A 23,010-nucleotide genomic window follows, 5' to 3' on the forward strand; every position below is an offset into this window, starting at 1 on the left:
TGAAAAAAGAGGATCCGATGCCGGTTCAATTCAAACCTGAGGTCAAACAAGAGTTCGAGGCGATCGCCGCGCGCTATCCCGTGCGCCGGGCCGCGCTTTTGCCCGCCCTTTGGCTCGCCCAGCGGGAATTCGGCTTCATCTCCACCGACGCCATGCGTGCGGTGGCGGACCTGGTGGGTTGCTCGCCCGCCCAAGTATTGGAAACGGCCAATTTCTACACCATGTACCAGAAACAGAAACCGGGCAAATACCACCTCCAGGTCTGCCAGACCATCTCCTGCCTCCTGGCTGGGTCCGAGGAGATCAAGAAGACCATCGAGACGAAGCTTTCCCTGAAGGACGGGGAGACCACCCAGGACGGGCAGTTCAGCTATCAGAGGGTCGAATGCCTGGCCTCCTGCCACACCGGGCCCTGCATGCGGGTGAACGACGAATACCACGAGAACCTGACGCCGGAAAAGACCGAAAAGCTCATCGATGAACTGAGGAAGAAATAACCATGGCCGATTTCCAGCCCCAATTGACCAAGCGTTTCAATGTGAAGGACGGCCATACCCTCAAGGGCTACCTGGCCACGGGCGGCTACGCGTCCCTGAAGAACCTTTTCGCCAAAAAGCCCGCCGAGATCATCGAAGAAGTGAAGGCGTCAGGCCTTAAAGGTAGGGGCGGGGCCGGGTTCCCGGCTGGGATGAAGTGGTCCTTCGTGCCCCAGAACACGGGAAAGCCCATCTATCTGGCGGTCAACGCCGACGAAGGGGAGCCCGGGACCTTTTCCGACCGTTACATGATGTATTACGACCCGCATCTCCTCCTGGAGGGGATTCTCTGTGCCTGTTACGCCATCAACAGCCACACGGCTTACATATATGTAAGGGGTGAGTTCTACGAACAGATCCAACGCCTGAACGCGGCCATCGACGAGGCCAAGCAAGCGGGTTACCTGGGCAAGAACATCCAAGGTTCCGGGTTCGACCTGGAGATCTACGTTCATCGCGGCGCGGGGGCCTACATCTGCGGCGAGGAAACGGGGCTCTTGGAATCCCTCGAGGGAAAGCCCGGCAAACCCCGCATCAAACCGCCCTTCCCGGCGGTGGTGGGGCTCTTCGGTTGCCCGACCATCATCAACAACGTGAAGACCCTCTCGTCGGTCCCCTGGATCGTCGAGAACGGCGCGGCGGCCTATGCGGCCATCGGCACCAAGGAATCCACCGGCACCCACGTCTTCGGTCTCTCGGGCCATGTGAACCAAACCGGCTACTGGGAAATGCCCTTCGGGTTGCCCATGATGGATTTCATCAACAACTACGGTAAGGGCGTGAAGGGAAAGCTCAAGGCCGTCATCCCCGGCGGGTCCTCCTGCCCGGTCCTCACCGCCGAGGAATGCCAGGACCTGACCCTGACCTATGAGAGCATGCGGGACCACAAGACGATGTTCGGCACCGGGTGCGCCATCATCATGAACGATACGGTCGATATGACGAAAGTGCTGAAGAACCTGACCCACTTCTACTCCCACGAGTCCTGCGGGCAATGCACGCCCTGCCGGGAAGGGACCGCTTGGGAGGACCGCCTGATGCGGAAGATCCTGGACGGGGAAGCCACCACCAAGGAACTGGAACTGATGCTGGAGATCGCGGACAACATGGAAGGGAAGACCATCTGCGTCCTCTCGGCGGCCCTCGCCATGCCGGTGCGTAGCTTCCTCAAGAAATTCCGCGGCGATTTCGAGAAGTACTGCAAACCCGCTTCCGTGTCCGTGCCCGAGGCGGTGTCCTGATGCCCAAGATCACCATCGACGGCAAACAACTCGAGGTCAAGGACGGCACCAACGTCCTGCAGGCGGTGCTCGATAATGACATGAAGCTGGAGCATTTCTGTTATCACCCTTACCTGCCGGTGGCGGGCAACTGCCGTACCTGCATGGTGGAGATCGAGGGGCCCAAGGGCCCCATGCTGACGGTGGGCTGCAACACCAAGGTGGCCGAGGGCATGGTTGTCCATACGCTTTCCCCCAAGGCCAAGCAGGCCCAGAAGAGCGCCATCGAGATGCTCCTGCTGGACCATCCCCTGGATTGCCCGGTCTGCGACAAGGCGGGGGAGTGCAAGCTCCAGAACCAATACATGGAATACGGCCTCTACGACTTCCGCCGGGGCGTACCCCGCTATTTCAAGGGCGGCAAGGCCGAGGACATCGGCGAACACATCATCCTGGACCAGGAACGCTGCGTGCTTTGCACCCGCTGTATCCGTTTCGTGGACGAGGTCCCCAAGACCTCCGAGCTCGGCATCGTGAACCGCGGCCATGAATCCAAGCTCGACATCTTCCCGGGCGTGAGATTGGACAACGCCTATTCCGGCAACGTGACCGACGTTTGCCCCGTGGGGGCCCTGACCTTGAAGGAGTTCCGCTTCAAGCAACGGGTCTGGTTCCTGAAGAAAACCGAATCCGTCTGCCATTCCTGCGCGCGGGGCTGCAACATCACGGTCGAGCACAACAAGGGCCGCATCTACCGTTTCATGCCGCGCGAGAACGCCGAACTCAACAAGACCTGGATCTGCGACGAGGGCCGTTTCTCCTTCGACTATTACCAGAAGAACCGGCAGGAAGAGGTACGCCTGGGCCATTCCACCGCGAACTTGAACGAGGGCATCGCCCAGTTGGCCCATATCCTGGAAGGCCTGAACAAGGACGAGGTGGCGGGGATCGCCTCCCCCTTCGCGGCCTTGGAAGACCTCTATATGATGAAGAAACTCTTTGAGAAGCGCTTCAACCCCAAGAACCTCGCCGCCCCCTTCTGGGGCAAGAAGGGCGAGGGCGATAACATCCTGAAATTGGCCGATAAAACCCCCAATTCCCAGGGTTTGGCCTTGCTTGGCATAGACCCTGAGGGAGCCGACCTGCTTTCCCGCATCGAGAAGGGCGAGATCAAGGTCGTGATCATGATGCACAACAATCCCTTCGGACAGGACGAGGCCCGGGCGAACCAGGTCTATGGAAAGGTGAAGGCCCTGATCGTGTTGACGGTCCACAAAACCAAGGTGGCCGAGAAGGGGTCCATGGTGTTCCCCATGCGCACCTTCATCGAGAAGAACGGGACCTTCGTGAACGCCACCAGCCGCTTGCAACGGGTCCGGCAGGCCATCGAACCGGAGAACGCGGACATCATCGAGGCTTCCCTCTGGATGGCCAAGCTGGCGAAGGCCCTGAAGGTGGAAGGGTTCGATTATCCGGACACCGCCTCGATCTTCAATGCCATGGCCAAGGAAGTGGAGTTGCTCAAGGGGCTGACCTTCAACGGCATCCCCGCAACGGGCAAAGTACTGGACCTAAAACCCATGGCGGCCGAGCCCTTCCAGGGCGTCAAGGCCCAGCCGAACGTGTGCGGGAAGGTGGTCCTTGGATAACCAGACCTTCACCCTCATCAATATCGCGGTGATGACCGTGGTCGCTTGGCTCATCCCCCTTCAATTCATCCCGGTCTTCATCTGGCTGGAACGAAAGGGAAGCGCCATCATTCAGGACCGCATCGGGCCCAACCGCGCGAACATCCTGGGGATCCGCCTTTTCGGCATGATCCACAACTTCGCCGACGTGGTGAAGCTCTTGATGAAAGAGAACATCGTGCCCGCCGGCGTGAACAGGCTCTACTTCTTCATGGCGCCTTTCTGGTCCATGACCATGAGCCTGCTGCCGCTGCTGGTGGTGCCCCTGGCGGCCCCCATGACCTTCAACGGCCGGCCGGTGCAGTTCGAGGCGGCGGACCTGAACGTAGGCGTTCTTTTCGTGCTTTCCATCACCAGCATGGGGGTCTTCGGCATCATCCTGGCGGGTTGGTCCTCCAATAATAAATTCTCGCTGATGGGCGGGCTTCGTTCCTCGGCCCAGATGATCTCCTATGAACTTTCGATGGGGCTCGCCATGGTCGGACTCTTGATGGTCTATCAGGACGTGCGCTTGGGTTCGATCGTGGAGACCCAGGGGCATTCCCTCGCCGCCTGGGGCGCGACCTTGCCCATCCCCAACTGGGGGATCTTCCTACAACCGGTCGGTTTTCTCCTCTTCTTGGTAGCCTCCTTCGCCGAAACGAACCGCAATCCTTTTGACCTGGCGGAAGGGGAATCGGAGCTGGTGGCGGGTTACCATGTGGAATATTCCAGCGTGAAATTCGCCCTCTTCTTCATGGCCGAATACTGCAACATGGTGGTGGCGGCCTTCGTGATCGCCACGCTCTTTCTGGGCGGCTACCAAGTGCCCTTCGCCTCCACCGAGACCCTGCGCCAGGACCCGCACTTGACCTTGGGGCTTCTTTGCGGGACCGTGGCCCTGCTCAAAGGGACCGCCGGGTATCTCCTCTATAAGAGGGCGGAGCAACAAAAGCATCTCTACCAGGGCGTCCAAAGGGCCGAACCCTTCATTCTGGCGGCGCTGGGTTTCCTGGCGGCGGTGGCGGCTTTGGGTTTCTGGATCTGGGGCGCGGGCCAGGACCTTTCACCCGACTTTACGGGCATCCTGGTGGCCCTTTTGCAGCTCTTAAGCCTCACCCTGAAGGTCCTCTTCTTTTGCTGGCTTTTCGTGTGGGTGCGCTGGACCTTGCCCCGGTTCCGTTATGACCAATTGATGAACTTGGGTTGGAAGGTGATGTTGCCCCTGGCTTTGCTGAACCTGTTGGTGACGGGCGTGATCGTACTGACGCAAAAGTAAAAGGCCTGAAGCTTTATTAAAACTGAGGTTGCTTCGTCATTGACGACCGCCTATTCGGCGGTCATTCCTCGCAATGACGGCAAAAAGGTGAGCCGATGAAGGTTGTTCCTAGGCCCGGGATGAAGGGCGCCGAAAAGATCTATGTGGTGGAAGTGGTCAAGGGCCTTTGGCTCACGCTGGGCCATGTCCTGCACAATCTCCTCCAACCAAAGGACATGCCGGTGGTGTCCTTCCCGGAGGAAAAGAAGGACCTGCCCCCGACCACCCGGGGCCGGCACCGGCTCATGAAGCGCGAGGACGGCGAACCCCGTTGCACCGCCTGCATGCTTTGCGCCACCGCCTGTCCGGCCGAGTGCATCCATATCCTGGCGGAAGAGTCGCCGGACCCGAACATCGAGAAGTTCCCGGCGAAGTTCGACATCGACATGCTGCGCTGTGTCTATTGCGGCTATTGTGTGGAGGCCTGCCCCCTGGACGCCATCCGCATGGACATCCCCGAGGTGACCGTGGCGGGCTACACCCGCGACAGCCTGGTGTACCACAAGGAATTCCTGATGGATCACGATAATAAGGACGTGGTGGCGGACTATAATCCGCCCCGTCCCGTCCAGTGGACCCACGGGCCGCACGCGAGGCCCTGAGAAACAAAGTCCTGGCCGCAAATCAGCGCGAATGAGCGCTGATGAAGGCAAGGAATGGATTAAAGGCTTAAAGACTTAGGATTTATTTGCGAAGATCTGCGCTCATTTGCGGCAAAAGACTTTGCTTTAAGGTGGATCGGGTGATCGAAAGCGTTCTTTTTTATTTCCTGGCCGCGGTGTTGGTCGGGACGGCCCTATTGGTCGTCACCCGGACCAACCCGATCGCTTCCGCCATCGCCATGGTGGCGGCCTTCGCGGCCTTGTCGGGGCTCTACGCCATGCTGTCGGCGTCCCTGGCCGCCATCCTGCAGGTGCTGGTCTATGCGGGCGGCATCATGGTGCTGGTCATTTTCGTCATCATGCTCTTGAACCTGCGCAAGGAGGAATTGGAGCCCATGAAGGCGCGGGCCGGGAGTTTCCTGGCGGCCTTGGCCGCCCTTTTGGTCCTGGTGGTGGGGCCCATTTGGATGGGCTTGGCACCCTCTTGGAAACCCATGATGGCGTCCCTGGAACCCGGTTTTGGGAGCATCTCGGCCGTGGGGGCCAAGCTTTTCAGCGAATATCTTTTCCCCTTTGAGATGCTTTCCTTCGTGCTTTTGACCGCCATCGTCGGTGCCCTAGTGCTCTCGAAAAGGAAGTTGTGACCATGGACCTATCACCCATCACTCCGGCCCACTACCTGGCGCTCTCGGCGGTCCTTTTCGCCATCGGGGCCGCCGGGGTGCTGGCCCGCAAGAACCTCTTCATCGTCCTCATGAGCCTGGAGCTCATGCTGAACGCCGCGAACCTGGCACTGGTGACCTTTTCCCGTGTCCACGGGGACATGACGGGGCATCTTTTCGTGCTGTTCGTGGTGGCGATCGCCGCCGCCGAGGCCTGCGTGGGCTTGGCCATCGTCATCGCCCTCTACCGCCTGAAAGAATCGGTCGATCTGGACATCTTCAAGAGCTTGAAGGGATAGGCCATGGGCATCGAGACCATCCAAGCCGTGAACCTGATCCAATACGATTGGATCTGGCTCATCTTCGCCGCGCCTCTTTTCGGAGGGGTGCTGAACGGCCTGTTGGTGCTCGTCGCCGCGCGCCGGGGCCGCCCCTTTCCGGAAGCCCTTTACGCCACCCTGTCCTGCGGTTCGGCCATCCTTTCCTTTTGCTTCGCCTGGACCGCCTACCTCCACTTCAAGGACGGCGGACCGGGCACCATCCTGGCCCAGAACCTGGGGACCTGGATCGAATCGACCGACTTCCAAGTCTTCTTGAAGTTCCACCTGGACGCCCTCTCCATCACCATGACGGTCTTCATCACCCTGGTCTCCAGCCTCATCCACCTCTATTCCATCGGATACATGAAAGGGGACGCGGGTTTCGGCCGGTTCTTCACCTACATGAACCTGTTCCTTTTCTCCATGCTGGTGTTGGTCACGGCCCAGAACCTGATCCTGATGTTCCTGGGCTGGGAAGGGGTCGGGTTCTGTTCCTATCTATTGATCGGCTTCTGGTTCGAGGACATGGCCAAGGCCGACGCGGGCAAGAAGGCGATCATCTACAACCGCATCGGGGACGCCGGGTTCCTGCTGGGCATCCTGCTGCTCTTCACCCTGACCGGGACCGTGAATTTCGCCGACCTTCAGATGGGCAAGCACAGCATCAACGAGCTTTCGGCCACCCTCATCTGCCTCTGCTTCTTCTTCGGGGCGACCGGCAAGTCGGCCCAGATCCCCCTTTATGTTTGGCTGCCCGATGCCATGGCGGGCCCCACGCCGGTCTCCGCCCTCATCCACGCGGCCACCATGGTGACCGCCGGGATCTACCTGGTGGCCCGCCTGAGCTTCCTCTTCGTGCTGGCGCCCTGGGCCTCCACGGTGGTGGCCGTCATCGGCGTCCTGACCGCCCTTTTGGCGGCCACCCTGGCGGTGGTCCAGCAGGACATCAAGAAGGTCCTGGCCTATTCCACCATCTCCCAGTTGGGCTATATGTTCCTGGGCGCGGGGGTCAGCGCCTACGGTGCCGGGGTCTTCCACCTCATCACCCATGGGTTCTTCAAGGCCTGCCTCTTCCTGGGGGCCGGGTCCGTCATCCACGCCCTCGGCGGGGAACAGGACATCCGCAAGATGGGGGGGCTCTTGAAACACGTGCCCCTGACCAGCGTGGGATTCCTCCTGGGCTGGATGGCCATCTCGGGGATCGTGCCTTTCTGCGGTGGGTTCAACAGCAAGGACGCCATCCTGTGGAACGCCCTGGCCGTTCCTAACTCCGTGTTGCCCTTCCTACCCCAGGTGCTCTACGGCATCGGGCTCCTGACGGCTTTCCTGACCTCCTTCTATATGACCCGCCTGGTGGTGCTGGTCTTCTTCGGGAACTATCGGGGGGACAAGAAGATCTTCGACCATGTCCATGAATCGCCCCGGATCATGACGGTGCCTCTCCTCATCCTGGGGGCCGGGTCGCTGGTGTCGGGCTGGATCGGCATGCCGCAGGCCATCGGAGGCGGTGACAGCCTGGGACAGTTCCTTGAGCCCATCTTCCATCTTTCCACGGTGGAACCGACCAGCCTCCCCAAGAGCATGGAGCCCCTCTTCATGATCGTTTCCTGGGCGGTGGCCGTCGGCGGCGTCCTTTTCGCCTGGTTCGTCTATGGCTTGAAGCACAAGATCAGCCCGATCCTCTTGAAGCTGATCCCCGGCGGGGCCCAGACCCTGGAGAAGAAATACTACGTGGACGAGATCTACGAGGCTTCGGCGGTCAAAGGCGTGAAAGCCCTGGCGAGCTGGGTCTCGGACCGTTTGGTGGAGACCATCCTGGTCAACGGCCTGGTGCAGGCCCTGACCGGTGCCGCCGCCGGTCTCGCACGCTGGGTCCAGAGATCCCAGACCGGGTTGGTCCGCGCTTACCTGGCCTATGTGGCCCTGGGCGCCGCCTTGCTGATCTATTGGATGACGCATTAACGAAGGCCCGGGAGATTCCCGGCTTTAGAAAGGCTTTGCTTTGATCCTCTCCATCCTCATCGCGCTACCCCTGGTGGGCGCCGGTCTTGCCGCCCTTTTCCCCCAGGAAAGGGCCTCGAAGGCCTTGGCCTTCCTGGCCTCCTTCACGACCTTCGTGTTCTCCCTTTCCCTGGTCCAGGGCTTCAACCCGGCGGATGGCGGGTTCCAATTCGAGGAGCAGAAGGACCTGCTCCCTTCCCTGGGGATCCATTACAGCCTGGGGATGGACGGCCTGTCCCTCTGGCTCATCCTCCTGACCACCTTCCTGACCCCCTGGGTGCTTTTGGCCAGCTGGGGTTGGATCCGCATCAACCTGCGGGGTTACCTGGCCTCGGTCCTGGTGCTGGAGTCGGCCATGATCGGGACCCTGGCTTCCACCGACCTTTTCCTCTTCTATCTCTTCTGGGAGCTCATGCTGGTGCCGGTCTTCTTCCTCATGGGGATCTGGGGCGGGCCGAACCGGGGCCGGGCGACCCTGAAGTTCGTCCTTTTCACCATGCTGGGATCCCTCCTGATGCTGGTGGCCCTGATCTACGCCACCCACGAAGCCCATAGCTTCGATTACACCAAGCTTTTCGAACACACCTTCCCCGAGGACGTCCAGTTCTGGTGCTTCCTGGCCTTCTCGATGGCTTTCCTGATCAAGGTCCCGCTTTTCCCGTTCCACGCCTGGCTACCCGACGCCTATACCGAGGCCCCGGCGGGCGCCACCGCCCTTCTCTCGGGGGTCATGGTCAAGCTGGGGGTCTATGGTTTGCTCCGCTTCTGCATCCCGCTCTTCCCGGTCGCGGCCAGGGATTTCGCGCCCTGGATCATGGTGCTGGCCCTGGCCGGGGTGCTCCATGGGGCTCTCATGGCGGTCCTGCAGACCGACTTCAAGCGCATGGCCGCTTACTCCTCCCTTTCCCACATGGGTCTGGTCCTGCTCGGGGTTTTCACCTATTCGCTGATGGGCCTACAGGGCGGGCTCATCGAGATGATCGGCCATGGAGTGGCCATGACCGCCTTCTTCCTTTTGATCGGGGCCCTCTGGACCCGCCGCGAAAGCCATGAGGCCGAGGAGTTCGGGGGCCTGGCCAAGGTGGCGCCCTTCCTGGCCTTCACCTTCCTTTGGACCCTCCTGTCGGTGGCGGGCCTACCGGCCTTCGCCGGGTTCCCCGGGGAAGTGCTGATCCTCCTTTCGACCTATAAAGCCTGGCCCCTCTTGGCCGTGCTGGCCATCGGCGGGTTCGTGCTGACCGCCTGGTTCCTCTTCCATTTCTATGGACGGGTCTTCCTGGGCCCCCTGTCCAAGAAGCCGAACCAGAAGGTCTCCGACCTTTCCTGGAGCGAGATCCTGGCCCTCCTGCCCCTTTGCCTGGCCGCCCTTTGGGTGGGGCTGAATCCCAATCTCTTCATCGCCCCGGCAGAGAAGACCCTGCAGATGAAGGTCATCGAAAAGCTCAAGCCTCCCCCGCGGATGACCGATTTCGCCGCCGAACAGCGCCACCGGCAGGAAACATTGGAAAAAGAGAAGAACAAAAAGTGACCGAGGCCTGAATGCAAGCCCTACCCATCGAATGGACCGCCCTTCTTCCCCTTTGGATCGTGAGCGGGGGAGCCTTGGGGCTCTTGCTCCTGGAAGTATTGGGGGGCGAGGAGGGGCGTAAGGCCATGCCCCTCGCCTGCGGGACCCTTTTGGTGCTTTCCCTCTGGGATATCCTGGCCCAATTGACGCGCCCCATGGCGGGGGCCTTGTTCCAGGGGACGGTGGTGGTCGACCTCTATTCACTGACCTTGATGGGGATCTGCACCCTCTCGACCCTGCTGGCCTGTGTTTTTTCCGCCTCTTACCTGGTCCGCGAGAAGGCCGTGACAGGCGAGTTCTATGCGCTCCTGCTCCTGGCGTTGGCGGGGATGTTCACCCTCATCCTGGCCGCCGACTTCCTCACCTTCTTCGTCGGGATCGAGTTCATGTCGTTGGCGGGCTACATCCTGGCCGGTTATTTGCGGGTCAAGGAAGGATCCACCGAGGCTGCCTTGAAGTATTTCCTGCTCGGCGTCTTCGCGTCGGGGTTCCTTCTCTACGGCATCGCAGTCCTTTATGGAGCGTCCGGGATGACCCATTTCCCGGACCTTCGCCACTTCATGGACCAGGGGGGAGCCTCCTCCCCTTGGACCTACCTGGGGGTGGCGTTCCTCCTGGTGGGCCTGGGGTTCAAAACGGGTTTGGTGCCGTTCCATGGCTGGGCGCCCGATGTTTATGATGGATCCCCCGCACCCGTTTCCGCCTTCCTTTCCACGGGCATCAAGGCCGCGGCTTTCGGGGCCATGGCCCGCCTTTTCACCGAGGCCTTCGGCCTGCCGGGCCCCTGGATCGGCGCTTTCGCGGTGCTGGCGGTCCTCACCATGACCTGGGGGAACTTGGGCGCCTTGGCCCAATCCAGCGTCAAGCGCATGCTCGGATTCTCCAGCGTCGCCCATGCGGGTTACCTGATGGTGGGCTTGTCGGTCGCGGCCGTCGCCCCCGCCAACGAGATCGAGCGCGGTGTGGCCTTCTACCTTCTCGCTTATACGCTCATGACGGGCGGGGCCTTCGGTTGGCTGGCTTGGGCCTCGGGAAAAGGGGAAAAGGAGGTCGCCTTCAACGACCTCCGGGGGCTCGGCTTCCGCGATCCCATCCTGGGATTGGTGATGGCGTTCTTTATGTTCTCGCTCGCCGGAATGACGCCCACCGCCGGGTTCTTCGGGAAGTATTTCCTCTTCAAGACCGCGGTCGACCATGGGATGACCGGACTGGTCATCCTGGGCGTCTTGAACAGCTTCCTTTCGGCCTACTATTATTTGAAGGTGGTCGGCGTCCTTTACACCCGGACCGGGGAAGGGAAGGAAGGGGCCCTGCCGGTGACCTGGGGACTGCGACTTTCGCTGGTCCTCTGTGGGCTCGGGGTCCTGGTGGCGGGTTTGTTGAGGATGCCTTTTTGATCCATGGGTCTAGGTATGGACGGTGTTTTTAAAGGGTCCTATGAAAAGACAGATTGTATCCCTGGTTTTCTTATCCTGCGTCTCAATGTCGCTTTGGCTATCTTCCTGTTCGGACACTCAAACCCCTGTCACGCCCGACAACGCCTTGACGTTCACTTCCACCCCAACCGGCACGCCTACCGGGACTATGACTCCGGCCCCAAGTTCAACGGTTTCCGCCACTCCCACGCAAACACCCACGGCAACCTCGACTCCGGCCGTCTTTTGGTATGACGGACTTGTGGGGCGTATCGATTATGGTTACACCGTTGGACTTACGCGGGACGTCTATTTGGACCTATTGGTCAACAATTCACCGGTCACGGACGCCGTCGTTATCCTGACGGGTTCCAATCTGAGTTCGCCGGTTACGGTGCCTTATGATAAGCCGGTGTCTTATGGAGGGGTTGGTTATGCGCAATACCACAGCCAAGACACCTTTACTTATGAGCTCGGGGAAACTTACACCCTGACCTGTATCGCGATGGGTGTGACCACTTCCGCAACCCAGACCGCTCCGGGCGATATTTCGGTTCTCGCGGATGGGAGTGGGGCCGTTACTTACGCCAGTTGGGCCACGGAAGGCAATTCGGACCATGTCTATATTCGCCATGCTCCTTTTATCACGACCTATTCTTTGCCACCCGATCAAGACTCGCCGGTTTCGATCGATCCGGTGACACCCTACCCCGATACCGGTTACACCTATAACGAGTTCATTGATATCCAAAATCAGACGCCGACGGTTTCCAACGGCAGTACCAGTCTGGGTTTTGTCGTGGGGGATTTCCTACAATGGGACGTGAACAAATAACCGGAAGGAAAAAGAAAGAGGAGGCTTCAATGAAAGTCATCGCCGATCTTTGCGTCGTTCCCCTGGGCGTCGGGGTCTCGGTCTCCGAATACGTGGCCGCCTGCGAGAAGGTCCTCAAGAAAGCCGGGCTCAAGATCCAGCTCCATGCTTACGGCACCAATATCGAGGGCGAATGGGACAAGGTCTTCGCCGCGGTGAAAAGGTGCCACCAGGAGATCCACCGGATGGGCGCCCCCCGCATCACCACCACCCTCAAGTTCGGCACCCGGACCGATAGGTCCCAGACCATGGCCGATAAGGTGAAGAGCGTCCGGGCGAAACTGAAAAAGGGCTGAAAGCCGGGTCTTTTCCGAAAGCCACCTTCCCGGGTCTTCTTGCGATAAAATAGCCGCGGGTCAAGCCTCCTTGTCGGGGGGCTTTAGAAGGTCACGAGGTGAGCTATGGGTCAAGGGCGCGGGAAGACCGCCGGATTCACGCTGGTCGAATTGATGATCGTCGTGGCCGTCATCGGCATCCTGGCCGCCATCGCGATCCCCCGGTTCGGGGAAATGGTCGAAAAGTCCCGGGAAGGCCAGACCAAGGGGAACCTCAACAGCATCCATTCGGCCATGATGATCTATTACGGGGATCAAAAAGGCATCTGGCCGACCACCTTGAACACCTATGTGTCCTTCGCCTTCAGCCAATACCTCGATAACGTGAACCCGGTGAAGGTCACGGGGCATTTCGTCGCCAATGCTATCAACCCGGCGGGAGCGAATGTGGCCATGACGGCCAACAGCGGTACGCCTATTGGGAGCAGCACAGGATGGCTTTATGACAGCACCAATGGGGGGGTCTACGTGAACAGCACGGTGAAGGATTCCCGGTATCTCCCTTATTCCTTCTACGGGTTCGAGTAAGGTCCCTCCTAGTTGAACAGGACCGAAAGGGTGCCCTGCACCCCGGCTTGGGTGGTGAAATCATTGGGGTTCGGGCTGTCGTAGGTCGAGGGCTGACCCATCCAGAAGGCCAAGTCCCACCGGAAGGCTCCCTGCTTGAAGCTCGCTCCCATGGTCAGGGTGGTGGCCACGATCCGGGTGCCGGGTGGCACCTTGTAATGCACCTTGACGACGTCCTCTCCGCCCCCGTTGTAGTCATCCTCGAAGTTCAATCCTCCCCGCAGAGCCCAGTGCTCATTCAGCCATTTTTCCCCGCCAAGGCCGAAGGTATAGGCCAGATAGTCCAGGGAATAGCCCGTCCCAGAAACGGGTGCGTAGGAGCCGGACCGGGTGTCCAAGGCCGCCTGGAACCCCAAGGTGAATTCATCGGCGTTCTCCAGGCCGGCTCCCAGTCCGAATTGGACGTCGGATTCGTCGGTCGTTTGGACCTCCGCCCCGGCCGGGTCGGTCTGTTTGGCCCGGGCGCTCCCCACTAGGCTGTAAGCTCCCATGTTCAGGGTCAGCTTTTGACGGAGGGACCCGGGCAGTGGGAACTTTCCTTTGATGCCGCCGAAGACCGCCAGGCTATCGTCCGTCTCCAGGTGATATTCGGCGATGGAAGGGATCAAAAGGCCGCTGCCGGAATCCAATTGGTAATCCAACTCGGTGTGGGTCACGCGGGTCAGCAAACAGGCCTGGAAGGAACCCGGGACCATCAGATAAAGATCGGGCCCGAAGTTCAAGTAAGTGGGGACGCTGATGGTTACGGTGAGGTCCACGGGGGTCCCGCCCGAATTCCCCGTGATCGTTTCCTTCTGTTGGGATGGGGCGATCTGGGTCCCGAAGAGGCCGCCGATCCGGAGCCGGGAGGGCTCCTTGGACCGGTCCAGAGGGAGGTCCAGCAGCAATCCCGAAGTGGAAACAAGTAGGCTGCTGTCGGCTTGGCCGTCGGGACCAGGGCCGTAAAGGTTCGTCAGCGATTTTTGGACCTGGGCGGCATCGATCCCGGTGCCCAAGACCAAGGGATCCAGGTCCGCGGCCATGCGGCCGGTTCCGCGGACCCGGTCCGCAGAGGTGTCATAAGCGCCCGAATCGGTTTGATGGGTGGTGTGGAGCAGGTCGCCGCTCAATTGGACCGCCCGGTCCTTGGCCGGGAAAAGAAGGAGGCCCTGGTAGGTGAAGGGAGAGGCGCTGTTGGAAAGGAGATTGGAAGCGGGGAAGTTGGAGCCGATATGGGAGAAGGTACCGTAAGTCTCGACCTGGGCCGCGGCGTCGGATGCGGGAGTGTCCAAGGAAAGGGCCCCCGAGGCGTCGAACCGGCTTTGAGAAGGAAGCAGGGCCAGGCCGGCGGGATTCCCCAAATTGAAGGGAGAAAGGTCCGCTGTCTCGTCGTCCAGCACCAGGTTCAAACCGCCCACCGCATTGACCCGGGTCTCCGAGGCAAAGGTGCGGGGCGGGGAGGCCCCGGCCAGTAGGAAAGTGAGCGCAAAGGAAAGATAGGAAAATTTCCGCATAGGCAGGACCATTATAGGAGCCTCCCAAGCCGACCCTATTCCAAAAGGATGCCGGGACGGTCGATCGGCCGCTTCTAGAAAAGCATCCGGTCCTCCCCGGGATTTTGACCGGCCGGACACCCAAAATCGTTCACCCGACTTTTTCGTAGTGGCATTTCACGTTTTAACCCCCCACCGATAGTGGGGTCGGTCCTGGAAAATTCCGGCGTTGTCATCCTCCGTTTTTTGCGCCGAGCAATATGATTTTTAGCATTGAACCGGTGCAAAGGGGTTGCGATGGTGCGGACGGAAACGGTATCATGCTCGGCCTGAACCGCTCCTTTTGTTGTCTTCCTAAATAGTCCCCGGCTTTTCGGCCCAATGGCGGTTCGTTTCGATTCATAAATCTTAGAAGGAGGATGTTTTTCAATGGAAAATGAAATCATGGTAGGGATCGGCGGCGCGGCCGGTGATGGCGGCGCTTCCACTGCGGACAACTTGGCCCTGACCAGCGCCCGCCAAGGTCTCCATGTCTACGTCTACACCAGCTATCAATCCCTGATCCGCGGCGGGCATTCCTGGATCCGCCTGCGCATCTCGACCAAGAAAATCAACAATCTGAACGACCAGGTCAGCGCCATGATCGCCCTGAACCAGGATTCCATGGACCGCCACCTGCAGGAACTGGCTCCCGGCGGCATCTGCATCTACAACGGCGATAAGGTGAAGCCCGGCAAAGCCCCCGAGGGCGTGCAACTCTGCCCCCTCCCGGTCTTCGATCTGGCGGGCAAGGACGCCCTCCCCATCATGCAGAACACCGTCGCCCTCGGCGCTCTGACCGGTCTCCTGGGCCTCGAATTCGAATCCCTTGCCTCCGTCTTCGAACACACCTTCAAGAAGAAGCCCCAAGTGGTCAAGGCCAATGTGGACGCGGCCAAGGCCGGCTACGATTTCGCGGTGAAGACCTATAAGAAGATCGCCAAGCCGCTGGGCAAGACCGACGCCAAGCTGGCCATGGTCCACGGCAACAACATGATCGCGCTGGGCGCGGCCAACGCGGGCCTTAAGGTCTATTGCGCCTATCCTATGAGCCCGGCCTCGGGCGTGCTGCACTGGATGGGGGCCCACGGGCCTTCGCTCGGCATCTGCGTGCGCCAGGTCGAGGATGAGATCGGCGTGGCCAACATGACCATCGGCGCGGCCCAGATGGGCGTTCGCGCGATGTGCGCCACCTCCGGCGGCGGGTTCGCCCTGATGACCGAAGCCATCGGCATGGCCTCCATCATGGAGATCCCCTTGGTGATGATCAACGTCATGCGCGGCGGGCCCTCGACGGGCTTGCCGACCAAGCAGGAGCAAGGCGACCTGAACCAGGCCATCGGCGCTTCCCAAGGCGATTTCCAGCGCATCATCATGGCCCCCACCTCCATTGGGGACTGCTACACCAGCATGGAAGAGGCCTTCAACCTGGCCGAGAAATTCCAGATGCCGGTGCTCTACCTCTCCGACCTCCTGATGAGCGAAGGCCACATGACTCTGGAGACGTCCTTCCTGGACCGCGAGTTCAAGATCGACCGCGGTGAGATGATCTTCGAGGACGACGGCAAGGGAAAAGATTACTTCCGTTATAAGGACACCCCTTCGGGCGTGTCCCCCCGGGCGATCCCCGGCATTCCCAACCACCTTTACGTCTCCGCCACCGATGAGCATGACGACGACGGTGTGACCATCTCCGATGTCTACACCGATCCGGTCACCCGCAAGCGCGTGGTCGACAAGCGCGAACGCAAGATGGCGGGTGTTCTGGCCGCCTTGCCCAAGCCCAAACTGGAAGGCCCCGCCGATGCGGACACCACCATTGTGACCTACGGCTCCACCTGGGGCGTGGTGAACGAGGCGGTCGAGCGCCTGAACAAGGAAGGGATCAAGTGCAACCACCTTTCCATCAAGTTCCTGGTGCCCTTCCAAGAGAAGGAAGTCACCGAGCTCTTGAAGGGCAAGAAGAACATCATCGTTGTCGAGATGAACAAGGGCGGGCAATTCGCCCGGCACCTGCGGGCCGAGACGGGTATCACCGCCACCGGCAAGGTCCTGAAGTACGACGGCGAACCCTACGAGCCGAAGCACGTGGTCGCCGGCATCAAGGAATGCCTGAAGGGCAAGAAGGTCGTCGAGGCCGAGTCCTTGGAGCCTGGATGGCGCACGCCGCACCCGCCGGGTCCCGGCGTTCTTTCCACTTCGTCCGCTCACTGATCGATCAACCCAAGCCCCTAGGGGCCAACCTGAGGAGGAAAATATGTCGACAGCGGTAGCCACCCCCCGAGATGCGAAACTCTATAAGCCGGAAGTCCCGCCCGATTGGTGTCCGGGTTGCGGGGACTACGGAGTCCTAACGGTGTTGCAGCGCGCTTGCGGCGAGTTGGGCATCCCCAACGAACGCTTGATGGTGGTCTCCGGCATCGGGTGTTCCTCCAACCTGCCCGGGTTCTTCAAGTCCTACGGTATGCACTCCCTGCATGGGCGTTCGCTGCCGGTGGCCACGGGAACCAAGATGGCCAACCACGAGATGACCGTCATCGCCTGCGGCGGCGACGGCGACGGCTATGGGATCGGCCAAGGGCACTTCATCCACGCCATGCGCCGTAACGTGAACCTGACCTATATCGTGATGGACAACGAGATCTACGGGTTGACCACCGGACAGACCTCGCCGACCTCCGAGACCGGCATGAAGACCAAGTCGACCCCCCACGGCAATCCCGAGGGGCAGTTGAACCCGATCGCCCTGGCGCTGGCCGCCGGCTGCGGGTTCGTGGCGCGCGGGTTCTCCGGCGACATCAACCACTTGAAGAGCCTCTACACCCAGGCCATCCAGTATCCGGGCTTCGCCTTGATCGACGTGTTCTCGCCTTGCGTTACCTTCAACAAGCAGAACACCTTCGGCTGGTTCAAGGAACGCGTGTACAAGCTGGAGGACAAAGGCCATAACGCCACCGATTGGAACTCCGCCATGGAGCGCTCCAAGGAGTGGGGCGCCCAGATCCCCATCGGGCTCTTCTACAAGAACCCGAATCCCAAGCCTTCCATTGACGCGGCGGACCCGGCCCTTCAGGGCAAGGGTTTGGCCACGATCCAGAAGCTGGGTTTGAGCGCCGACGTGCGCAAGAAGTTGATCGAAGAGTACGTTTAAGAAAAAAGTTTAAACGCGACAACAAAGCCCTTCTTCCGGCCGGAAGAAGGGCTTTTCTTTTTTGGTGATGCGTGGGTAAAATGCCTCCCGTTCCAGTTCGGGCTTCCTGAGGGAAACTTTGCCACACACCATTTTGCAAAATTGCATCGGATGCACCCTCTGCGAGGTCAAGTGCCCCACGGAAGCCATTGCGGGCGTTAAGAAGTCCATGTTCCACATTGATCCGGACCTTTGCATCGATTGCGGGGTCTGCGGCATCCATTGTCCCGTCGAGGCCATCGTGGACGCCGTCGGGGTCGTGGTCCCGAAGATCAAGCCCCTCGCCATCCCCAAGGCGAAGGTGGAGGCCGACCTTTGCACGGCCTGCGAGTTTTGTGTCGATATCTGTCCCTTCGATTGCATCTCCATGCAACCCCGCACCGATCATCCCGAATTCTTCAAGATCGCGGTGGTGGACGAGAAAAAATGCGTCAGCTGCAAGCTCTGCGAGACGGTCTGCATCAAGGGAAGCATCACGGTGGAGAGACCCGCGGAGTTGATGAGCTACCAGCCGAACCGCTGAACCAGGCCGATCCAAGCCTTACCCCCAGGAAACGGACCGTCGGTCCGTTTTCTTTTTTTGTTCCCAAGGGTTTTATGCGGGAAGTCATAGAGGTCACGGTCCGTCCCGTCTAAAGTCTCCACCCGCGAGGGCCCAATCGTTTCGACCCACTAGGAGGTCGCCATGTCGGAAGAGATATTCGATGTCATCATCATCGGAGGGGGGCCCGCCGGCATGTTCGGCGGTTTCTATGCCGGCTTGCGCGGCATGAAGTTCAAGATCGTGGATTCCCTCGAGCAGCTGGGCGGACAGGTCTCCGCCATGTATCCCGAGAAGGACATCTTCGACGTGGCGGGATTCCCCCGGGTGTCCGGCAAGAAACTGGTGCAGGACCTGGAAGAACAATTGATGCGTTTCCGCCCCCCCTTGGGCCTGGGCGAGAAGATCACCGGGCTCAAGAAGCGTGAGGACAAGATCTTCGAGCTCACGACCGACAAGGGCACCCAACACCACGCCAAGGCGGTGGTCCTCACCCTGGGCATGGGGTCCTTCACCCCCAAGAAGCATCCGAACCCGGAGTTGGTTCCCTATGAGGGCAAAGGCGTCCAATACGGCGTCCTTTCCCTGGAACCTTTCAAGGGCAAGCGGGCCGTGGTGGTGGGCGGCGGCGATTCGGCACTGGACTGGGCCTTGATGCTGGAGCCCATCTGCTCCAAGGTCACCCTGATCCACCGTCGCGACGAGTTCCGCGCCCACGAGGAATCGGTGCGGAAGCTCAAGGCCTCCAAGGTCGATATCAAGCTCTGGTACGAGCTTCGCACGGTTAAGGGCAACGGCAAGGTCGAAGAGGCCGTGATCTACGAGAACCACACGAACCAGGACGAATCCTTGCCGGTCGATTTCGTCATCCTCAATTTCGGTTTCCAGGCCTCCCTGGGGTTCCTCAAGGACTGGGGCATCCAGATGGAGAAGAACAAGATCCCCGTGAACCAGAAGATGGAGACCAACATCCCGGGCATTTACGCGGCGGGGGACATCGTGACCCATCCGGGCAAGTTGGACCTCATCGCCACCGGCTTCGCCGAGGGAGCAACCGCGGTCAATTTCGCCAAGACCTACATCAATCCCAACGAAAAGGCCGAGCCGGGTCACAGCTCCAACCTGAAGTGGTAGGAGCGGTTCGGCGTCAATAAATTGGGATATTTTTGACCTCCCGAAAAAATCTGTCCTTTTATAGGCTGTTGTGAAATCGGTCCAAGGAGTCGTCCATGTCCGTCGATGTCCGCACTAAACGTGGGTTCCTCTACACCCTCAGGAAGGATCCCTGGTGGCTGGAACCCCTCTTCTATCAGTGTCTCTTCGGCGGGTTCACGATCTACGCCACCTGGGCCGCCTTGAACCCTTATGGGGCCGATGGAAAACATCTCTACGAATGGGGGCCCTACCTTTCCCCCATGTTCTCGCCCTTCTTCAACCCTGCCTGGCTCCACCGGCTGCCGGCCTGGCTGGCCACTCCGGCCCTCCTGGTCCTTTGGGCCCCCGCGGGCTTCCGGGGCACCTGTTACTACTACCGTAAGGCCTATTACCGCTCCATCTTCATGGACCCGCCGGGCTGCGCCGTCGGGGAACCCTGCGTGAAATACGGGGGCGAGACTCGCTTCTTCCTTTTCCAGAACCTCCACCGTTATTTTTTCTATGTCGCCTTGATCTTCATCTTCATCCTGACCGGGGACGCCATCCTGGCCATGATCTGGCCCACCCTGGGGGTGAACCCGATCACGAACGAATCCCTGCCCGGGCCCCACCAATTCGGTTTCGGGGTGGGAACGATCGTCATGTGCCTGAACGCCTACCTGCTGGGGGGCTATACCCTCGGCTGTCACGCCTTCCGGCATCTGGTGGGCGGCGGGCTCGATTTCCTCGGCGTGAAGAAGAACCACCCGGTGCGGTTCCTCCTCTGGCGCGTGGTGACCAAGTTGAACGAGCGCCATATGCAGTGGGCCCTGGTCTCCATGATCTGGGTGGGTTTCACCGACCTTTACATCCGCCTGTGCGCGATGGGCGTCTGGCACGACTACAGGATCTTCTAAAAGAACGGAGCGGAGCGGGACCATGAGCGACAACTATCAATCCTTTGATTACGACGTGCTGGTCATTGGGGCCGGCGGCGCGGGCCTCCGGGCCGCCATCGAGGCGTCGGCGGCGGGCTGCAAGACCGGGTTGGTCTGCAAGTCCCTCCTGGGCAAGGCCCATACGGTCATGGCCGAAGGCGGCATCGCGGCGGCTTTGGCCACGGTGGACCCTCGCGATTCCTGGCAACAGCACTTCACGGACACCATGATCGGCGGGAACCTGGGCAACCATTGGCGTATGGCCCAGATCCACGCCCAACAGGCCCCGGACCGCGTCCGGGAACTGGAGAAGTGGGGCGCGGTGTTCGACCGTACCACCGACGGCAAGGGCAACATGAACGTCCGTCATTTCGGCGGGCACACCTATAAGCGCCTGGCCCACGTGGGCGACCGCACGGGACTTGAGCTCATCCGCACCCTGCAGGACAAGGGTGTGCACTCGGGCATCGACGTGCACATGGAATGCACCATTTATTCCCTCGTCAAGGACGGCGAGAGGATCGCCGGGGCCTTCGGCTATTTCCGCGAGACGGGCCGCCCGGTCCTCTTCCGCGCCAAATCGGTCATCCTGGCCACCGGCGGCATCGGGAAGATCTATTTCGTCAATTCCAACTCCTGGGAATGCACCGCCGACGGGTTCGCGCTCGGCTACCTGGCGGGGGCGGAATTGGCCGACATGGAGTATATCCAGTTCCACCCGACGGGCATGTGCTGGCCCCCTTCGGTACGGGGCATCCTCATCACCGAGGGCGTGCGGGGCGAGGGCGGCGTGCTCAAGAACAACAAGGGCGAGCGCTTCATGTTCAAGTACATCCCCCCCAAGTACCAGGGCAAGTACGCCGACACGGAGGCGGAGGCCGACGCCTGGTTCCAAAAGGTCGTGGTGGAGGGACAGAAAGAGGAAGGGGTCAAGGAACGCAAGCCCCCCGAGCTCATGAGCCGCGATGTGGTGGCCCGAGCCCTTTGGACCGAGATCAAGGAAGGCCGGGGCGGGGAACACGGCGGGGTTTTCCTGGACATCGCCTCCCGCCGCACGCCCGAGGACATCAAGAAGAAGCTTCCCTCCATGTACCATCAGTTCAAACAGCTGGCCGATGTGGATATCACCAAGGTCCCCATGGAGATCGCCCCGACCTGCCATTACATGATGGGGGGGCTCAAGGTGGACCCGGACACCCAGGCCACCAATGTGCCGGGGCTCTTCGCCAGCGGCGAATGCGCCGCCGGCATGCACGGCTCCAACCGGCTGGGCGGTAACTCCCTCTCCGACCTAGTGGTCTTCGGCAAACTGGCCGGGGAGCACGCGGCGGCCTATGCCAAGAAACTGAAGGACCTGCCCAAGGTGGACGAGTCCCAGCTTTCGGCCTTGAACAAAGAAATGAACAAACCTTTTGATAATCCCCAGGGCGGTGAGGTGTCCTACAAGATCCTGGCCGACCTCCAGCACACGATGGAAAAGGGGGCCGGGATGTACCGGGAGGAAGGCCTGCTCGAGCAGTGCCTGAAGGACCTGGAAGGCCTCAAGGCCCGCTTAGACAAGGTCTCCGCCGAGGGGAACCGGATGTTCAACCCCGGTTGGCACGTGGCGTTGGACCTTCGCAACATGCTGGCAGTGGCCGAGGCCATCACCCGGGCAGCGAAGGAACGCAAGGAGTCCCGCGGGGGCCATACCCGCACGGATTACACCGGTTATTCCAAGGATTTCGCCAAGAAACGGGTCCTGGTCCGGCAGAAGGGCGGCAAGATGGAGGTGGTCCAGGAGGACCTGCCCCAGATGCCCGCCGAACTGGAAAAGGAACTGGTGGATGGGCATTTCTTCAAACCCGAGATCCTCAAGCAACTCCGCGGGGAGGGCTGACATGGGCCAAGTGAACATCAAGGTCTACCGGGGCGATTCGAACGGCGGCCAATTGAAGGACTACAACGTCGAGGTCGAAGAGGGGATGGTGGTCCTCGACGTGGTCCATAAGATCCAGGCCACCCAATCCTCCGACCTGGCCTGCCGCTGGAACTGCAAGGCTGGCAAGTGCGGGTCCTGTTCCGCCGAGGTCAACGGAAAGCCCCGCCTCATGTGCATGACCCGCATGAACGAGTTCAAAGAGGGGGAGACCGTCACCATCACCCCCATGAAGACCTTCCCGATCCTGAAGGACCTGGCCACGGACGTCTCCTACAACTACCAGGTCAACAAGACCATCCCGCCTTTCACTCCCAAGGAAGGGGCCGATTGGCATTGGGAGCAGGAGGATGTGGACCGGGTGCAGGAATTCCGCAAGTGCATCGAGTGCTTCCTTTGTCAGGATACCTGCCATGTGCTGCGCGACCACGACAAGATGGGCAAGTTCGCCGGGCCCCGCTTTTTCGTGCGGGTGGCTTCCCTCGAGATGCATCCCATCGACGGGGCCGACCGGGTGCCGCTCCTCAAGGGCGAACACGGTCTGGGCTACTGCAACATCACCAAATGCTGCACCGAGGTCTGCCCCGAGTCCATCCACATCACGGACAACGCCATCATCCCGCTGAAGGAAAGGGTCGTGGACCGCTATTACGACCCCTTGAGGATCCTGCTCTCCAAGGTCTTCGGGAAATAA

General features: G+C 60.5%; 21 protein-coding genes. 20 read left to right on the forward strand and 1 reads right to left on the reverse strand.

Annotation, left to right across the window (positions count from 1 at the left end; genetic code table 11):
• Positions 1-17 precede the first annotated feature (17 nt).
• The 13 genes from VHE12_05080 to VHE12_05140 all read left to right on the forward strand — a co-directional run bounded on the left by VHE12_05080 (position 18) and on the right by VHE12_05140 (position 13,045).
• A complete protein-coding gene (locus VHE12_05080; GenBank protein ID HVZ80161.1) occupies positions 18-497 on the forward strand; it encodes an NAD(P)H-dependent oxidoreductase subunit E in 480 nt (159 codons plus the stop codon).
• 2 nt (positions 498-499) lie between these two features.
• Entirely contained in the window at positions 500-1,777 is a 1,278-nt protein-coding gene (gene nuoF / locus VHE12_05085) for an NADH-quinone oxidoreductase subunit NuoF (GenBank protein HVZ80162.1), read from the forward strand.
• Positions 1,777-3,405: a 2Fe-2S iron-sulfur cluster-binding protein gene (locus tag VHE12_05090; protein HVZ80163.1), complete on the forward strand. Its 1,629-nt coding sequence runs from the start codon at positions 1,777-1,779 to the stop codon at positions 3,403-3,405. Before nuoF ends, VHE12_05090 begins: the two co-directional genes overlap by 1 nt.
• A complete protein-coding gene (locus VHE12_05095) occupies positions 3,398-4,702 on the forward strand; it encodes a complex I subunit 1 family protein (GenBank protein HVZ80164.1) in 1,305 nt (434 codons plus the stop codon). The genes VHE12_05090 and VHE12_05095 overlap by 8 nt, the downstream gene beginning before the upstream one ends.
• 95 nt (positions 4,703-4,797) lie before the next feature.
• Entirely contained in the window at positions 4,798-5,343 is a 546-nt protein-coding gene (locus VHE12_05100) for an NADH-quinone oxidoreductase subunit I (protein ID HVZ80165.1), read from the forward strand.
• A gap of 140 nt (positions 5,344-5,483) precedes the next feature.
• Positions 5,484-5,987, forward strand: a complete 504-nt coding sequence (locus VHE12_05105) for an NADH-quinone oxidoreductase subunit J (protein ID HVZ80166.1) — start codon at positions 5,484-5,486, stop codon at positions 5,985-5,987.
• 2 nt (positions 5,988-5,989) lie between these two features.
• A complete protein-coding gene (nuoK, locus tag VHE12_05110) occupies positions 5,990-6,304 on the forward strand; it encodes an NADH-quinone oxidoreductase subunit NuoK (GenBank protein ID HVZ80167.1) in 315 nt (104 codons plus the stop codon).
• A gap of 3 nt (positions 6,305-6,307) precedes the next feature.
• Positions 6,308-8,287, forward strand: a complete 1,980-nt coding sequence (gene nuoL, locus VHE12_05115; GenBank protein ID HVZ80168.1) for an NADH-quinone oxidoreductase subunit L — start codon at positions 6,308-6,310, stop codon at positions 8,285-8,287.
• 40 nt (positions 8,288-8,327) lie between these two features.
• Positions 8,328-9,854 (forward strand): NADH-quinone oxidoreductase subunit M, encoded by a 1,527-nt coding sequence (locus tag VHE12_05120; GenBank protein ID HVZ80169.1) that lies wholly within the window; start codon positions 8,328-8,330, stop codon positions 9,852-9,854.
• An 11-nt stretch (positions 9,855-9,865) separates the two neighbouring features.
• On the forward strand, positions 9,866-11,290 hold the full coding sequence (locus VHE12_05125; protein ID HVZ80170.1) for an NADH-quinone oxidoreductase subunit N: 1,425 nt from the start codon (positions 9,866-9,868) through the stop codon (positions 11,288-11,290).
• Between the two features lie 85 nt (positions 11,291-11,375).
• Positions 11,376-12,143, forward strand: coding sequence for a hypothetical protein (locus VHE12_05130; GenBank protein ID HVZ80171.1), 768 nt, complete (start codon positions 11,376-11,378; stop codon positions 12,141-12,143).
• 29 nt (positions 12,144-12,172) lie between these two features.
• Positions 12,173-12,478 carry an MTH1187 family thiamine-binding protein gene (locus VHE12_05135; GenBank protein ID HVZ80172.1) on the forward strand — a complete coding sequence of 102 codons (306 nt, stop codon included), beginning with the start codon at positions 12,173-12,175 and terminating at the stop codon, positions 12,476-12,478.
• A gap of 105 nt (positions 12,479-12,583) precedes the next feature.
• Complete coding sequence (locus VHE12_05140) at positions 12,584-13,045, forward strand: prepilin-type N-terminal cleavage/methylation domain-containing protein (GenBank protein HVZ80173.1); 462 nt, start codon at positions 12,584-12,586, stop codon at positions 13,043-13,045.
• Positions 13,046-13,053: 8 nt separating this feature from the next.
• Here VHE12_05140 and VHE12_05145 read toward each other — a convergent pair whose 3' ends face one another.
• Positions 13,054-14,577 (reverse strand): hypothetical protein, encoded by a 1,524-nt coding sequence (locus VHE12_05145; GenBank protein ID HVZ80174.1) that lies wholly within the window; start codon positions 14,575-14,577, stop codon positions 13,054-13,056.
• Positions 14,578-14,985: 408 nt separating this feature from the next.
• Between VHE12_05145 and VHE12_05150 the strand changes: the two genes are divergently transcribed.
• The 7 genes from VHE12_05150 to VHE12_05180 all read left to right on the forward strand — a co-directional run bounded on the left by VHE12_05150 (position 14,986) and on the right by VHE12_05180 (position 23,010).
• A complete protein-coding gene (locus tag VHE12_05150; protein HVZ80175.1) occupies positions 14,986-16,809 on the forward strand; it encodes a 2-oxoacid:acceptor oxidoreductase subunit alpha in 1,824 nt (607 codons plus the stop codon).
• A 43-nt stretch (positions 16,810-16,852) separates the two neighbouring features.
• Positions 16,853-17,746, forward strand: coding sequence for a 2-oxoacid:ferredoxin oxidoreductase subunit beta (locus tag VHE12_05155; GenBank protein ID HVZ80176.1), 894 nt, complete (start codon positions 16,853-16,855; stop codon positions 17,744-17,746).
• A 133-nt stretch (positions 17,747-17,879) separates the two neighbouring features.
• On the forward strand, positions 17,880-18,308 hold the full coding sequence (locus VHE12_05160) for a 4Fe-4S binding protein (protein HVZ80177.1): 429 nt from the start codon (positions 17,880-17,882) through the stop codon (positions 18,306-18,308).
• Positions 18,309-18,470: 162 nt separating this feature from the next.
• The gene (locus VHE12_05165; GenBank protein ID HVZ80178.1) at positions 18,471-19,460 is read left to right on the forward strand and encodes an NAD(P)/FAD-dependent oxidoreductase; all 990 of its coding nucleotides are present in this window, start codon (positions 18,471-18,473) and stop codon (positions 19,458-19,460) included.
• A gap of 95 nt (positions 19,461-19,555) precedes the next feature.
• A complete protein-coding gene (locus VHE12_05170; protein ID HVZ80179.1) occupies positions 19,556-20,377 on the forward strand; it encodes a succinate dehydrogenase in 822 nt (273 codons plus the stop codon).
• Between the two features lie 22 nt (positions 20,378-20,399).
• Positions 20,400-22,277 carry a fumarate reductase/succinate dehydrogenase flavoprotein subunit gene (locus VHE12_05175; protein HVZ80180.1) on the forward strand — a complete coding sequence of 626 codons (1,878 nt, stop codon included), beginning with the start codon at positions 20,400-20,402 and terminating at the stop codon, positions 22,275-22,277.
• 1 nt (position 22,278) lies between these two features.
• Entirely contained in the window at positions 22,279-23,010 is a 732-nt protein-coding gene (locus VHE12_05180; protein ID HVZ80181.1) for a succinate dehydrogenase/fumarate reductase iron-sulfur subunit, read from the forward strand.

The sequence above is a fragment of the bacterium genome (assembly GCA_035549195.1).
GTDB lineage: Bacteria > Oederibacteriota > Muellerivitia > Muellerivitales > Muellerivitaceae > DASZRK01.

Bases quoted from the DNA above. Each gene is read 5' to 3' on its own strand.
- VHE12_05135 (HVZ80172.1), top strand. From the start codon at position 12,173: ATGAAAGTCATCGCCGATCTTTGCGTCGTTCCCCTGGGCGTCGGGGTC.
- VHE12_05130 (HVZ80171.1), top strand. From the start codon at position 11,376: ATGTCGCTTTGGCTATCTTCCTGTTCGGACACTCAAACCCCTGTCACG.
- nuoK (HVZ80167.1), top strand. From the start codon at position 5,990: ATGGACCTATCACCCATCACTCCGGCCCACTACCTGGCGCTCTCGGCG.
- nuoL (HVZ80168.1), top strand. From the start codon at position 6,308: ATGGGCATCGAGACCATCCAAGCCGTGAACCTGATCCAATACGATTGG.
- VHE12_05155 (HVZ80176.1), top strand. From the start codon at position 16,853: ATGTCGACAGCGGTAGCCACCCCCCGAGATGCGAAACTCTATAAGCCG.
- nuoF (HVZ80162.1), top strand. From the start codon at position 500: ATGGCCGATTTCCAGCCCCAATTGACCAAGCGTTTCAATGTGAAGGAC.
- VHE12_05170 (HVZ80179.1), top strand. From the start codon at position 19,556: ATGTCCGTCGATGTCCGCACTAAACGTGGGTTCCTCTACACCCTCAGG.
- VHE12_05165 (HVZ80178.1), top strand. From the start codon at position 18,471: ATGTCGGAAGAGATATTCGATGTCATCATCATCGGAGGGGGGCCCGCC.
- VHE12_05100 (HVZ80165.1), top strand. From the start codon at position 4,798: ATGAAGGTTGTTCCTAGGCCCGGGATGAAGGGCGCCGAAAAGATCTAT.
- VHE12_05175 (HVZ80180.1), top strand. From the start codon at position 20,400: ATGAGCGACAACTATCAATCCTTTGATTACGACGTGCTGGTCATTGGG.
- VHE12_05180 (HVZ80181.1), top strand. From the start codon at position 22,279: ATGGGCCAAGTGAACATCAAGGTCTACCGGGGCGATTCGAACGGCGGC.
- VHE12_05150 (HVZ80175.1), top strand. From the start codon at position 14,986: ATGGAAAATGAAATCATGGTAGGGATCGGCGGCGCGGCCGGTGATGGC.
- VHE12_05125 (HVZ80170.1), top strand. From the start codon at position 9,866: ATGCAAGCCCTACCCATCGAATGGACCGCCCTTCTTCCCCTTTGGATC.
- VHE12_05080 (HVZ80161.1), top strand. From the start codon at position 18: ATGCCGGTTCAATTCAAACCTGAGGTCAAACAAGAGTTCGAGGCGATC.
- VHE12_05145 (HVZ80174.1), bottom strand. From the start codon at position 14,577: ATGCGGAAATTTTCCTATCTTTCCTTTGCGCTCACTTTCCTACTGGCC.
- VHE12_05140 (HVZ80173.1), top strand. From the start codon at position 12,584: ATGGGTCAAGGGCGCGGGAAGACCGCCGGATTCACGCTGGTCGAATTG.
- VHE12_05090 (HVZ80163.1), top strand. From the start codon at position 1,777: ATGCCCAAGATCACCATCGACGGCAAACAACTCGAGGTCAAGGACGGC.